Below are 13,981 nucleotides of genomic sequence, written 5' to 3' on the forward strand. Positions count from 1 at the left end.
CATTAGCTAGGAGTAATGACGATAATGTGGGGACGCAACACTAAAGAGAAAAAAACAACCATTAATTCTCTGATCGCTAAAGAAACCGAAGTGAACGGTAATATTTACTTTGAAGGTGGGTTACACGTAGATGGTCGGATTAAGGGGAATGTTTTGGGCAAAGAAGGGTGTCAGTGCATTCTGACTTTGAGTGTGGATGGTTGTATTGAAGGCAATGTTCGCACCGACAATGCGATTTTAAATGGTCAAATTGTGGGTGATGTTTATGTGATGGAACATTTAGAATTGGCGGTTAATGCGCGCATTAAAGGTAATGTTTATTATAACTTAATTGAAATGGCAATGGGCGCGGAAGTAAATGGCAGTTTAGTACATTATTCTGCGGAAAAACACCGCGGGCAATTACCCACCGCAGCCAGCTCAATTCCCGAAGCCGTCAATCCAGAACAATTTGCCCATCCCGACGCACAATCTAAGTAAGACTAAAGAGGAATACTTGTTATGAAAGGATCGCATCGTGTTTTTTGGGTACTGGGATTTATTGGCATTTCCGCTTGTACGACTCAACCCGTACAACGTTATCCGAATTATTCCAGCGCGCCCAATCCTGTCCCTGTGGTACAACCTGTGGTGACTCCATCGCCCGCGGTGACGAATCCGACACAGGTTTATCCCAACCCACCACAAGGCTTGCGTTGGGGGTGGCAGGATGCGGTGTTGTTTCCCTTCAACAAGGCGCATTTGGAAAAACGTTTTCATCCCACTTTACAAGGTCTTGTGGATACGCTACAGCGTTACCCAGACATCAATATTTTGATCACCGGACATGCTGATAATACAGGTGATGCCGCTTACAATCGTCGTCTCAGTGAAAGACGAATGAAAACCGTTTCTGATTTCTTGCAACGCAAAGGCATCCCTTCTCACCGTATTGTCACACGCGCTTTTGGTGAGCAACGCCCAACAGGGAGTAATGCGTGTCCCGAAGATCGGCAACGTAATCGCCGTGTGGATTTGGCTTTTTTTCCTGCGGGCTATTCTCCCGATTTATCCAATGCCGTCACGGGCGAATCTTTACCCATTGCGGGCACCTGTGAAGAACAACGGCGATTATTTGAACAACTTCGTTAAGTTGCTTTTTAAAAAGTGCTTTAAAAAAACGCGCTGCATTGATGAAATAGACATGGCACGCATCAGGGAGACATAAAATGTATAGCAGACAGTGTCAGCGTAAACCTTTGGTGTTATACTTGGACGTATTGGCTTTGCCTTCTCACGAATTACTGGGGCATTTGGGGGATATTTCTGCGCGAGGCATGATGTTTGTTGCGCTCCAGACTTTTCAGGTGGGAGACACCTTAGAGATTGCGATTCGTTTACCGCAGAATGATGAATTTAATCAGCTTTGTATTAAAGCCACGATTCAAGTGCGTTGGATACAGCCTAATTTAAATCCTCGTCTCAGTTGTATTGGCTGCGAATTTTTACAATTAGACCCTACTGATTTGCCTTTAATTCAGAAAATTGGCGATTTTATTGGTTTTGACGCATCTGTGGACGTGCATCGAGTGGCTTGTCATCCAACTGAGGAAGAATGTGTGGTGAATAGTGAGAAGTGATGGATTGATTTTCTGTGGATTTAATTGTGATATAAATTCATTCTCCCCGACGATAACACTATTTTTTTATTGCGATTTATTTTCTAACGATTATGCAACTTGAACTTGAACACGATATTGAACGACAACCGCTGCACCATTTCACCGAACAAGCGTATTTAGATTACGCTATGTATGTCATTCTTGATCGGGCTTTGCCGCACATTGGGGATGGCTTGAAACCTGTACAACGGCGTATTGTGTATGCCATGTCTGAATTGGGTTTAAGTGCCAGCAATAAATATAAGAAATCTGCCCGAACGATTGGTGATGTTCTCGGTAAATATCATCCACATGGCGACAGTGCCTGTTATGAAGCGATGGTATTGATGGCGCAGCCTTTTTCTTATCGCTATCCTTTGGTTGATGGTCAAGGCAATTGGGGATCGCTGGACGATCCCAAATCTTTTGCGGCCATGCGTTATACTGAAGCACGTTTGTCTCCATTTAGCCAACTTTTGTTAGACGAATTGGAACAAGGTACGGTCGATTGGGGGGCGAATTTTGACGGGACCTTGTCTGAACCTTTAGTGTTACCTGCGCGTTTACCGAATATTTTACTCAACGGCGCGTCGGGTATTGCGGTGGGAATGGCAACGGATATTCCACCGCATCATCTCAACGAAGTGGTGGAAGCGTGTATTTATTTATTACAACACCCAGAAGCCAGTGTCAGTGATTTGTGTCAGATTTTGCGTGCGCCTGATTTTCCTACCGAAGCAGAAATTATTACGCCTGCCGAAGACATTGAGAAAATTTATCACACGGGTCATGGTTCTATTCGGATGCGGGCTTTATATTTAAGCGAAAATAATGACATTATTATTACCGCATTACCTTATCAAACCTCAGGGGCTAAAGTCATTACGCAAATTGCTGCCCAAATGACGGCTAAAAAATTGCCTATGGTTGAAGATGTACGCGACGAATCGGATCATGAGAATCCTGTGCGTTTAGTTTTAGAATTGCGCTCGAATAAAGTCGAAATTGACAGCTTAATGGCGCATTTATTCGCCACGACTGATTTAGAACGCAGTTATCGGGTGAATTTAAATATTATCGGTTTAGATGGCCGGCCACAAGTTAAAAATTTACAACAATTACTCAGTGAATGGTTGGTATTTAGACGAGAAACGGTTAAACGTCGTTTATCGTATCGTTTGGATAAAATCACCAAGCGGCTGCATATTTTACAAGGCTTACTGATTGCCTATCTCAATATTGATGCGGTCATTGCCATTATTCGAGAAGCCGATAAGCCGAAAATGGAATTAATGGCGCGTTTTCATCTCAGTGAGATTCAAGCCGATGCGATTTTAGAATTGCGTTTGCGCCAATTGGCAAAATTAGAAGAAACGCAATTGCGCACGGAACAAGATCAATTAACCCAAGAAAGTGAAACATTAACGGCTATTTTGCACTCTGATCACCGTTTGCGCGATTTAATTATTGATGAATTGCGACAAGATGCGAAAACGTTTGGTGATGCGCGTCGTTCGCCTTTGGTGAAACGCCAGCAAGCGCAAGTGTTAGACAGTCAAAGTTTAACGCCCGCCGAACCGATCACGGTTATTTTGTCTAATAAAGGTTGGGTGCGTGCCGCAAAAGGACATGATATTGATCCCAATAACGTCAATTATCGCGCAGGAGATGGTCTCAGCCATGCCGCTCGCGGTTATAGCAATCAACAGGCTATTTTTCTTGATGACAGCGGCCGGGCTTATTCCACATTAGCCAATTTATTACCGTCGGCGCGGGGTTTGGGTGAGCCTTTAACCAGTCGCTTTACTTTACCTGCGAATCGACAATTTCTTTACGTGTTATTAAGTGATGCAAATAGTGATTGGTTATTAGCCAGTAGTTCTGGTTTTGGTTTTATGATCAATACGGCTGATTTATTGTCGAAAAATAAAGCAGGTAAAGCGATTTTTAATCTGCCTGAAGATTCCCATTTATGGCCACCTTTATTATTAACGCCGCAAATGACCCATTATCTGGTCATTACCAGTGCGGGTTATATGAGTATTGTTGCATTAGATGAATTGCCGTTATTGCCAAAAGGAAAAGGCGTGAAACTGCTTAATATTCCCAGTAAAAATGCAGAGGAATATGTGGCTATTTTAAAAGCCTTTCCCTTAACGCACATTGAACAGATTATTCTGCATTCAGAACATCGTCATTTGACTTTAAAAGTAGACGAAATAAAAAGTTTTACCAGCAAGCGGGAACAACGTGGGCATAAATTGCCGCGTGGATTTCAACACATTAATCGCGTAGAGATTGTGCCAATCACTACCGCTCACGTGACAGGATAAAAATATGGATTTTCCGACCATTGAAGCCTTTATCGGCCATACGCCGTTGGTGCGTTTACAGCGTTTACCGGGCGACACCAGTAATATTATTCTGGCCAAATTGGAAGGCAATAATCCCGCGGGATCGGTCAAAGATCGTCCTGCATTAAGCATGATTGTTGAGGCTGAAAGACGCGGTAGCATTCGCCCCGGTGACACTTTGATTGAAGCCACCAGCGGAAATACAGGAATTGCCTTAGCCATGGCCGCAGCCATCAAAGGTTATCGTTTAATTTTAATTATGCCCGACAATATGAGCGTAGAACGTCGCATGTCGATGGCCGCTTATGGCGCGGAAATTCGCTTAGTCACCAAAGCCGAAAGCATGGAAGGCGCACGAGATTTGGCGTTTAAATTAGAGCGAGAAGGTGTGGGTAAGGTTTTGAATCAATTCGATAATATGGATAATCCCTTGGCACATTATCGTGGAACAGGCGAGGAAATTTGGCAAGATACCGCAGGTAAAGTAACTCATTTTGTCTCCAGCATGGGAACGACGGGAACGATTATGGGAACGTCGCGTTATTTAAAAGCGCAAAATTCAGCCATTCAAATTGTTGGCGTACAACCCAGTGAAGGCGCGAGTATCCCCGGCATTCGACGTTGGCCAGTGGAGTATTTGCCAAAAATTTACGATCCCAGCGCGGTGGATCGGATTATTGATGTGGATCAAGCGAGTGCAGAAGAAACCACGCGCTTATTGGCCCGTCGGGAGGGGATTTTTGCGGGGATTTCTTCGGGAGGATCGGTGGCCGCGGCGTTGCAATTATCCATAGAAGTGAATGATGCCATTATTGTGTGCATTATTTGTGATCGGGGAGATCGTTATTTATCGACGGGTGTTTTTCCTGCGAATTAATTGAGAAAAAAGAGAGTAAAAAATGCTGTGGTTTAGCCTAATGTTGGCGATATTGGCAATCGGATTGGTGGCGATAACGTTACCGGGAACATTGGCTTTATTGTTTTGGACTATCGGGGGATTATTTCCAGCGCGACGTTTGCCCATAACCGATAAGGCCGTGCCATTAGCCGTGATCGTTCCCGCACACAATGAATCGGCGAGTATTGCAACTACAGTGCGCCATTTACAGGCGTGTGAGTCGCCGCGTGCGCCGTGGCGTTTGATTGTCATTGCTGACAATTGCACCGATGACACGGCTGAACAAGCCCGCCGTGCGGGAGCTGAAGTCTGGGAGCGAACTGATGAGCAGTTACGCGGCAAAGGTTATGCGTTGGCGATGGCTTTTACACGTTTAGCCCACGAAGCCGCACAACAAGCGGTGTTGGTGGTCGATGCGGATACGGTGGTGGATCGTCAGTTTTTGGTGATCAGTGAACAGGCGTTTGCGTCGGGTGCGGATGCGGTGCAGTGTCGTTATACGGTAAATCAGCCCGAACGCTCAATGCGCAGTCGTTTAATGAATGTGGCGTTGATGGCGTTTAATGTGTTGCGTATGCGGGGGCGGGCATTTTGGGGCAGTTCTGTGGGGATTGCGGGAAATGGTTGGGGGGTGACGATGACCACTTTGCAGACTGTGCCTTATACGGCTCGCTCTGTGGTGGAGGATTTAGAATACCATTTGGCGTTGGTGCGTGCGGGTAAACGGGTGATTTTTTTAGCCGAAACCGCGGTATATGGCGATATGCCCACTGGCGGCCACGGCGCAAAAACACAACGCGCCCGTTGGGAAGGGGGGCGTTTTCGCATGATGCGGGAATTTATTCCGACCTTAATTTATGCCGTGATTCGAGATAAGCAACACGCTTTATTAGAACCGTTATTAGAGCTGTTATTATTGCCTTTGGCATGGCATACGATGTTGTTATTGATATTATTATTGTTGCCGTTTTCTTTTGCCTTTTATTATGCATTATTTGCTTTGTTATTGGTGGCGTTTCATGTGTTGGCGGGAATTATGGTAGGCGGGGGGAATTGGCGTGATGTGCTTATTTTAGCTCTAGTGCCATTTTATATTTTATGGAAATTGGCTTTATTGCCCCGCGTGTTGCAAACCGCCCGTAAAAAAGCCGCTTGGATTCGGACGGAACGGGGGTGATATGATTTTTTTGGTGTTTTTTTTTATGCCTCTTCTCGCTCCCTATTCAAGCGAAATAACCGCATTAACGCCTCTTCATCACTCAATTGATGATTATCCCAACCGTAGGCTTTAGCCACAGCACGATCTAATTCTTGATGCGCGTGAATAAGCCATTTTGGGCGTTGATTATAAAGATGAGTTAAAGTACGTTGTTTTAAAACGTGAGCGGCGGCCTCGTCTTTTGGCAAAATACGGTCGGGATAGCCCGCGACGACTTCGGGTTGCCGCGTAATCAACTCTTCGGGATTTAACCACTGTTGACGCAATTGGTCTAAATAACGCGCTGCTTCGGCTATCGCTTGAGCGTGCGGATTATTTGCGTATTCATTTGCGGGAATATTGGGCGTTAATCCTTCGGGAAAAGGGAAGGTTTCAAAAGTCGTTGTGTGGGTGTAGCGAGGACGATCTTCCAAACTTGTTCCCATTCGCAATGACCATATTTCATGAAAACGAGAATGTAAAATGCCAAAAGTGACATCATCATCTTTTGCAATTGAAATTACCGCGGTGTCGGGTAATATACTGGTGCTTAACCAAACAAAAAGGCGATATTTTGCTGTTCTTGGTGTGGCAATATAACGAGAAATACTTTTATAGGCTTTTCTCATTGCTGGTCTTGATTCTGCGTGTATCCACCATAGTTCTTTATAAACCTTTCTTTTATTTTTTTCTCGAAAAGGTTTAACACGTTCAAAAATATATTCAAAAGGAGCTTCATAAAGAGCTGCTTCTCTTTCTGTCATATCTACAAAATCAATAACCCATTTATCCAATGCTCTATCTGTAATAGATTTTGCATTAGTTAATGGTTTTAACACATCGCTATTGGGTTTTCCATTAGGATTTTTAGGTAATTTAAGCCATTCTCTTGCCAAATCTCCAGCAATATCAAAATCGCCTACTCTTGCCACTCCCATAAAGTCAAATCCGATATTTTCTTTTAATCTTTTGGCTTTGGTTAAATCCAAATTATGCTCATTAGAAGGCGCAGTTAAATCCGCATAAATTTCACTGACGATTTGCCCATTTAACACAGCAGAAAAAGGCGATTTAATCGCGCCAAAACACACCAAAGATACGCGCACGGCCGCGCCTTCATTCACCCATTCTTCATCACTCCAAGCGGAGAAAATTTTATTGCCTTCTATAGCGAATTGTAAGGCTTTGCGATTCGCACCGCCGCGAATTGAATTCGTCGAAACAAAACCGACGGCTTGCGTTTTCCCTGCTTTCAATTGCTCTCCCGCTCGCACAAACCAATACATCACCAAATCCGCCCCATCAGACACTTTTCCGTGATAAGCCGCCCGCAATGCCGTGACATAGTCCTCGCCTAATTCGGACAATAAACGTTTATTACCCAAAAACGGTGGATTTCCCACAATAAAATCCGCATCTGGCCAATTCGCCCATTCTCCTGTTGGGGTTAATAAAGCATCGCGGCATTCAATGGTAAAAAGTGGTTCTAAAATCGGATCGCGTTTAATATTATAACCATGTTGAATCATCCATTGAATATGCCCAATCCAAACCGTAACCCGTGCTAATTCTGCGGCGTAAGTGCTTAATTCAATACCTAAAAATTGCTGCGGCCCGACATCAGGAAATTGCTTAGGCAGGCCTAATGCTTCGGCTTCAATTAAGGCTTGATGTTCTAAATCTTTAAGTCCTAATAAAGCCAAATATAAAAAATTTCCCGATCCACAAGCAGGGTCTAATATGCGCAAAGAACGCAACATTTGTAAGAATTCAGTAAATAAAGTTTTAGCGTTATTTACTGCGTTATTGGCTTCTGTTTTTCTTTTGGAATGATTGGCTTTATCCATTAAATGAGCCAATTCATTTTTTAAAGTATCCCAATGCGTGCGTAATGGCGTTAAAATAACAGGTTCAATCAGCCGCATAATAGCTTGAGAATCCGTATAATGCGCGCCTAATTGTGAGCGTTTATCGGGGTCTAATCCACGTTCAAATAAAGTGCCGAAAATAGCGGGTTCAATATGACTCCAATCTTGTTTTGTTGCATCCACGGCTAATTTTAATTCTTGACGTTTTAAAGGAATCACATCGGCATCATTAAATAAACCGCCATTAAACCATTCAATTATTTCAAAACCAAACAATCCCCCTTTTTGCATGGCAGTAAATAATTGTCCACACATGCTTTCAAAACTTGCTGGCCTACGCTCACCTTGGGTTAAAAGACGAGTAAATAAATCAGGCGGTAAAATGCCAATATCTTCAGCAAATAAGCAAAAAATTAATTTATTAATAAAATGCGCCACACGCTGCGATTCATAACCGCGTTCACGTAATTGATACGCTAATTCCACAAATTGCGCGGCCACTTCTTTCGTGACATCTTCACAAGTTTTACCGGGTTTAAATTGCTCAGGACTTTGAAATAACCAACGCAGATATTTTAACCCTTTTTCCGTGGCAATATCGGCTAAAGTAAGGGTGTGAATTTCGGCAACGGTATTGGTGAAATTCGTGTGAATAATAATCTGATCAATATCGGACACGACTAATAAAGGTGGATTTTCTAAAGCAATGGCATATTGTTGTAATTGGGCGAAGGCTTTGGTTAAATCTTTCCCTTTACTTTTATATTCCCAACCAAAACAACCGCGTCGCCAGACATCCGCCCAGCCTTTTCCGCCAGTGGTTTTATTTGCGCCGCGTTCAAAAGTAAACCACGTGCCATCAGGGTCTGCTTCGGCGGGAGTCGGCTCGCCGATTAAGCGACATAAATCAATAAAATGCTCTTGTACCGAGGCACGCTCTCGTAATTGTGCGGCCTGCCATTTTTCGATGAAAGCTTGGGGGGTCATGGGGTGTCCTTTTTTGGGAAAGGCCAATTGTAAATCATTATAGCAAAATGAAGTGATTCAAATTCCAAGATCAATATTGCCAAATTCAAAAACGTAAACTACACTACAAATCATGACTATTGTGTGGTTTTTGTTATTTTTGCGAAAAAATAACATACAAAAACTGTCCGCAACAGTACGTCAATGTAGGCACTAATTCCAATATTACTCTCCACTTTAATTTTAACCCAATGATCCATAAAGGTCTGCATGGAAATGGATCATGTTTTTTGTGGCCTAAAATTGCGGCTTTGCGCAGCAAATGATCACAAAAAGACAGCAGTAACTCTGTCATAAATTTGGTTTTATCAACTATTGGAGACACAATGTGGATGAAAACACAATTCAAGCCTGGTTGGTTCAAGGCGAAAATCTGGAAGATTATATTACGGATGATGGTTTTTGGAAAAGTCAGACTTTAGTAGTGACTTCTCAGCGGGCTATTTTGCTGCATTCTACGTTTTTTCAAGTTTCTGAATACAGCGATAAATACTGGAGTCAACTGGCATCTGTGCATTTAACAAAGAGTTTCTTTAGTGCGACTCTCGAGTTGAAATTCATCAAGCATCACAACATCAATGGGGAAACTAATAAACCCTTAGCCACGCCTTGGGTATTAGAAGGCATTACCAGAAGAGAAGCTGAAAAAATGTACTGCTTATTAAAAGCAAAAGAACGCGAGTGGTTACAATGGCATTATGTGCAATGCAAAGATGCTAATGCTATAGGGGGTCATTGTCCTTTATCTAAGGAATAAAAAACTTCTCAGGGATGAGATTTTTTAACTTAAAAATTAGTTATCATTAATGTTATTTTAATTTTTTTCAAAAATCCATATTAATTTTTTATGGATTATATTTGTTAATTTTCTGTACAAATGGTTTATTTTTAATTACACTATAACTAATCGTAAAACAGATACACAAAATAGATCGCAGAAAGTTATATCGTAATCCCTGAATAACAGGGAATGTGTCTTGTTTTTACCCCCACAAAAGTATTTTTGATCTGGCAATCATGTGGAGAAACCAAAGTGAGAGGAACATGCCCAGATTTTGACTCTTTGACTCCTGCTCAACGGAATTATATTCGGCGGTTAGAGCAAGACAATGAAACACTTAGAAGACAAGCCCCACCTTGTCCAGTTATTCCTGATCGACGAGCAGGCGTTCTGCTGCACATTACCTCTCTACCAATCACATTGGGTAGTGGTGATTTGCACAATGAAGCATACGATTTCATTGATTTTATGAAAGAATGTGGATTGTCTGTGTGGCAAATGTTGCCTATTCATCCTCCACAATATCTCCCCATCGGTTATCCCCAACGTAATCTCCTTTCTCCCTATCAACCACAGTGTGTCCATGCAGGGAATCCTGCCCTGATTAATTTAGAGTGGTTAATGGGCAAGGGATGGTTGTCTCGTTTGCCTAAAAAACCTGATTCACTTGAAACACTTTCCCATACAAGTTCATCCTATACCAAAATTATGTGAGATATAAAAACAAATTAAGTTTTAATATCTACCTAGATATTAGGTATAAGATACTGTTTAATTTTATTAAACTTAAACACTTTACCTGACAAAAAGGTCTCAAACATACTAGTGACTTCTTTAAAGCTTGATAGGCGATGAAAATTCTTTCTGACCCAATTCTTACCTTGAAGCCAAATATCCTCGACTGGATTTTGCTCTGGGGCATTAGGTGCAAATCTTAATAAACGGACTTTCCATTCTGATTCTGGAAGTCCCCCATTTAATTTCTCTAAATAAGTTCTTAAACCTTCAGAACGATGATAACTTGCACCATCCCAAATAATCACATGACGGGCTTCTTTATATCTGTAAATGAGCCAGTTAATAAAGTCTATCGTATATTTTGTATCAGCTTTCTTTGCCCTATCTAAAATAAATTCTCCCGTATAAATATTCACCGCTCCATACCACGTTTGAGAAGTGCGATAATTACTCATCTTTATTGACGTTCTTTCTCCTTTTTTCGACCAAACATAACCACAAATATCTCCCCACAACTGATGGCTTTCGTCTTGCATCCAGTACATTACCTCTCCACTTTCTATCTGTTCACGCTCCTTATCTATTAAATCCTTAATCTCTTTTTTTTTAGCTTCCACTTTTACCTCATCTTTTGCCGAATTCTCTTTGTGTGTCTTCTTATAACTTAAATTCGCTTCTTCTAATAATTTAGTATAAGAAGTATTTGAAGAATAGAAAACATCATACTCCTCTTTTAAGTATCTCTTTAGTTCCTCTATTGTTATTGTCTTCTTTTCTTGTATCCAATTAATCACATCTTCTCGTTCACGCGGCTTTAAATACCCTGGTGAGCCTTTATACGCTAACTTTAATCCTTCAACCCCTGACGCTAAATAAATGGCTTTCCATTTATCCACAAATTGCACACTGACACAACACGCTAAAGCCGCTTCCGCACGCACAAAACCAAGCAAAGACATTCTTACTGCCATCGCTCGCTTCACTTCTCTCGCTTCACCTGTTGACATTAATTCTTCTAAATCTTCATATCTTTTGTTCATTATTCTCTCCTATTTGAAAAGTATTATTATACGACTCTGAAAAAATTGGTATATATCAACGAAGTGGCAAAATATCGCCGATCTGCGCTTAGAGAGGCTTTTGAAGGATTCAAACAGTCTGCCAAACACGGTGTTCTGCTGAATTTCGAGGACTTTATTGAAAAAAACCAATTTTGGTTGGATGACTACGCCTTGTTTCGTGCTATTCGCCACGCAGAAATGGGTCCATGGTGGACATGGCGTAATTTAGGTTTGCGTAACTACGAATCTAATGCCATTGCACATGCTCGTGACCATTATGCTCAGGAAATCAGATTTTATTGTTTTGAGCAATTTGTATTTTTTGAGCAATGGCAAGAAGTTAGGGATTATGCCAGTCAGAAAGGTGTGCAGTTATTTGGTGACATGCCTTTTTTTGTGGCTGAAGACAGTGTGGAGATGTGGTCAAAACGCGACTATTTTCTTACCGATGAGGAGGGACGGGCAAAGTTTGTCGCAGGTTCTCCACCACAGAATGACTATGCCCGTCCAAACAAGGGGCAATGCTGGGGCAATCCGCTTTACAACTGGGAAACTCTACAAGAATCTGGATTTTCATGGTGGCGTGAGCGGTTAAATACAATGAGTCGGCTATTCGATATTGTTCGCCTTACCCATTTTCGCGGCTACAGAGAATGCTGGGCAGTTCCTCGTTCTGATGATTATGCCCATTGTCTCACGGAAGAGGGACATTGGGAAGATACTCCTGATATGTTGCTGTTTTCCATGCTCAACAACCAACAAGGACAACGTTCTACTCTGGTCGCAGAAAATATTCAAGCACCAGGACTTGATGCAGAAAAAACAGATATTCTATTGAGAAAATCAAATTTACCTGAGATCAAAGTATTGCAACTTGCTTTTGATTTGGACATGGGCAACCCTCATTATCCCCACCAGCACCATGCTTCTGATGTTGTTTATACCGGGACACATGACAGCCAAACGACAATGGAATGGCTAAAGCGTTTTGCTCTGCTAGAAAAACAAACCAGAAAAATCAATATGTTGCGTTATCTTGACCTTGCAACTGATGTTACTTGTCGGGATACTTTACACCGAATTATTGACAGGTTGTATGCTTCTCCAGCCAAACTCGTTATCTTACCCATGCAAGATATTTTAGAACTGGAAGGGAATGAAAACCGAATGAACATACCGGGTGTGTCAAAATGGCGTAACTGGCGGTGGCGTTTCGATTGGGGGCAAATCACACCGGAGATTAAACTAAAACTTTTGAAACTTTCAGAAAAATATGGGCGGGTTGGGTGTGTGTAAAGATCGAAGTTTTTTGCTGATGATACTGAGGACAGGGTTGTTTGCAATTTTTTTCTGTGTTGGTATTGGTACTGTTTTTGCTGATAACAACCCAAACCCGTCTAGCCCCCCATGCCCAAATGATTGGAGTGGCAATCCAAAAACATCTAGTCCGAAAGATCCAAAGCCACAACCCTGTAAATCGAGTGGAAATAGTAAACTGGCAAACAGTAAGGTGCATTTCGAAGAACCCAAGATTAAGCATGTTAATTCCCTATCCTCTGACAAATAGGGGTCAGTCTAATTTGTTAATCTTGAGAAATTCTGACTTAAGTAAAGTTTGTTTAATTGATGTGGTTTATACGGAGTTACGCGATGTTTGTTGCTAAATTGCATAAATATGTATTTTCTTTTTTCCTTAGTATACCGAAAGTTGGAGCTGATTTTTCTAAAAAAACCATGTCCTCTGTCAATGAGGATGTCAGAGAATTTTTGCACTTTGGATATGTAGTTTACATGTGGCTGCTTGCCTTTATTTCTCTTGCATCATTTGCCCTTACAGGTAATAAGCCTGACTTTTTTATTATCATCTACTCCATTTCGGTTTTATTTTTTACTGTATTAACAATAATTTCATATTACGTACTTGTTAAACCAATTGTTGATCCAAGGAAAACAAATCAATCTGTAGGGAAGCATGGCAGCATGTCTCTAACTGGTTTTCTAAAATTTATCAATATGTTGGTTACACTAGTTCCGTTTATGTTTGTTTTACCTATAGAATTTTTAGGTATTACAAGCTTTCTCCTTATAATCCAAAAAGTGGGAGGAGATATTGTCTTTTGGGTGGTTTTTTCTTGGTTCATCCTGATTGTTTTCTTCGCTTTGTTAATAGTAGTAACAAAAATTAGTCACAATATTTTTATCGAATGCCAAAATTGCCAAATATTTGGTGGATTAACTGAACAATTAGCCCAATTCAATGAAATTTACATTATAACTAGAGAAGATTATGCAAAACTGAGAACCTGTATTAAGTGTAGTAAACTTACAAATACAAACATTTATCCTTATGAGATTCTTGATGACGTTAAAGTTAAGGGTGTTAATGGTGAGGTTATGAATATTGAGTACATTGATAG

At 41.5% G+C, this 13,981-nt stretch carries 12 protein-coding genes; 10 read left to right on the forward strand and 2 right to left on the reverse strand.

All coding sequences use genetic code 11. The features are described from left to right. The first annotated feature begins 24 nt into the window (after positions 1-24). The 6 genes from TPSD3_RS12080 to TPSD3_RS12105 all read left to right on the forward strand — a co-directional run bounded on the left by TPSD3_RS12080 (position 25) and on the right by TPSD3_RS12105 (position 6,069). Entirely contained in the window at positions 25-480 is a 456-nt protein-coding gene (locus TPSD3_RS12080) for a bactofilin family protein (protein WP_245391591.1), read from the forward strand. Between the two features lie 21 nt (positions 481-501). Further along, positions 502-1,131, forward strand: coding sequence for an OmpA family protein (locus tag TPSD3_RS12085; protein WP_086488786.1), 630 nt, complete (start codon positions 502-504; stop codon positions 1,129-1,131). A 77-nt stretch (positions 1,132-1,208) separates the two neighbouring features. Next, positions 1,209-1,619: a PilZ domain-containing protein gene (locus tag TPSD3_RS12090; protein WP_086488787.1), complete on the forward strand. Its 411-nt coding sequence runs from the start codon at positions 1,209-1,211 to the stop codon at positions 1,617-1,619. Positions 1,620-1,711: 92 nt separating this feature from the next. Continuing rightward, positions 1,712-3,973 (forward strand): DNA topoisomerase IV subunit A, encoded by a 2,262-nt coding sequence (gene parC, locus TPSD3_RS12095; protein WP_086488788.1) that lies wholly within the window; start codon positions 1,712-1,714, stop codon positions 3,971-3,973. A 4-nt stretch (positions 3,974-3,977) separates the two neighbouring features. After that, a complete protein-coding gene (gene cysM, locus TPSD3_RS12100; protein WP_086488789.1) occupies positions 3,978-4,871 on the forward strand; it encodes a cysteine synthase CysM in 894 nt (297 codons plus the stop codon). Between the two features lie 22 nt (positions 4,872-4,893). After that, positions 4,894-6,069, forward strand: coding sequence for a glycosyltransferase family 2 protein (locus TPSD3_RS12105; protein ID WP_176329861.1), 1,176 nt, complete (start codon positions 4,894-4,896; stop codon positions 6,067-6,069). A 23-nt stretch (positions 6,070-6,092) separates the two neighbouring features. Here the strand turns inward: TPSD3_RS12105 and TPSD3_RS12110 are convergent, their stop codons facing one another. After that, entirely contained in the window at positions 6,093-8,945 is a 2,853-nt protein-coding gene (locus TPSD3_RS12110; RefSeq protein WP_086488791.1) for a class I SAM-dependent DNA methyltransferase, read from the reverse strand. Positions 8,946-9,312: 367 nt separating this feature from the next. On the opposite strand from TPSD3_RS12110, the gene TPSD3_RS12115 reads away from it, so the two are divergent. Together TPSD3_RS12115 and TPSD3_RS12120 are read left to right on the forward strand one after the other, a co-directional pair. Then, positions 9,313-9,741 carry a PH domain-containing protein gene (locus tag TPSD3_RS12115; RefSeq protein WP_176329862.1) on the forward strand — a complete coding sequence of 143 codons (429 nt, stop codon included), beginning with the start codon at positions 9,313-9,315 and terminating at the stop codon, positions 9,739-9,741. Positions 9,742-10,017: 276 nt separating this feature from the next. After that, on the forward strand, positions 10,018-10,479 hold the full coding sequence (locus TPSD3_RS12120; RefSeq protein WP_245391592.1) for a 4-alpha-glucanotransferase: 462 nt from the start codon (positions 10,018-10,020) through the stop codon (positions 10,477-10,479). A gap of 32 nt (positions 10,480-10,511) precedes the next feature. Here TPSD3_RS12120 and TPSD3_RS12125 read toward each other — a convergent pair whose 3' ends face one another. Continuing rightward, positions 10,512-11,543, reverse strand: coding sequence for an IS630 family transposase (locus tag TPSD3_RS12125; protein ID WP_086486662.1), 1,032 nt, complete (start codon positions 11,541-11,543; stop codon positions 10,512-10,514). Between the two features lie 45 nt (positions 11,544-11,588). Here TPSD3_RS12125 and malQ point away from each other — a divergent pair, with 45 nt between their 5' ends. After that, the gene (gene malQ / locus TPSD3_RS12130) at positions 11,589-12,860 is read left to right on the forward strand and encodes a 4-alpha-glucanotransferase (protein WP_280938402.1); all 1,272 of its coding nucleotides are present in this window, start codon (positions 11,589-11,591) and stop codon (positions 12,858-12,860) included. A gap of 354 nt (positions 12,861-13,214) precedes the next feature. Then, a partial coding sequence (locus TPSD3_RS12135) for a hypothetical protein (protein WP_140048549.1) occupies positions 13,215-13,981 on the forward strand: 767 nt, incomplete at its 3' end.

Source organism: Thioflexithrix psekupsensis (assembly GCF_002149925.1).
In the GTDB taxonomy this organism is placed as follows: Bacteria; Pseudomonadota; Gammaproteobacteria; order Beggiatoales; family Beggiatoaceae; genus Thioflexithrix; species Thioflexithrix psekupsensis.

Bases quoted from the DNA above. Each gene is read 5' to 3' on its own strand.
- TPSD3_RS12125 (WP_086486662.1), bottom strand. From the start codon at position 11,543: ATGAACAAAAGATATGAAGATTTAGAAGAATTAATGTCAACAGGTGAA.
- TPSD3_RS12090 (WP_086488787.1), top strand. From the start codon at position 1,209: ATGTATAGCAGACAGTGTCAGCGTAAACCTTTGGTGTTATACTTGGAC.
- cysM (WP_086488789.1), top strand. From the start codon at position 3,978: ATGGATTTTCCGACCATTGAAGCCTTTATCGGCCATACGCCGTTGGTG.
- TPSD3_RS12110 (WP_086488791.1), bottom strand. From the start codon at position 8,945: ATGACCCCCCAAGCTTTCATCGAAAAATGGCAGGCCGCACAATTACGA.
- TPSD3_RS12085 (WP_086488786.1), top strand. From the start codon at position 502: ATGAAAGGATCGCATCGTGTTTTTTGGGTACTGGGATTTATTGGCATT.
- parC (WP_086488788.1), top strand. From the start codon at position 1,712: ATGCAACTTGAACTTGAACACGATATTGAACGACAACCGCTGCACCAT.
- TPSD3_RS12080 (WP_245391591.1), top strand. From the start codon at position 25: ATGTGGGGACGCAACACTAAAGAGAAAAAAACAACCATTAATTCTCTG.
- TPSD3_RS12105 (WP_176329861.1), top strand. From the start codon at position 4,894: ATGCTGTGGTTTAGCCTAATGTTGGCGATATTGGCAATCGGATTGGTG.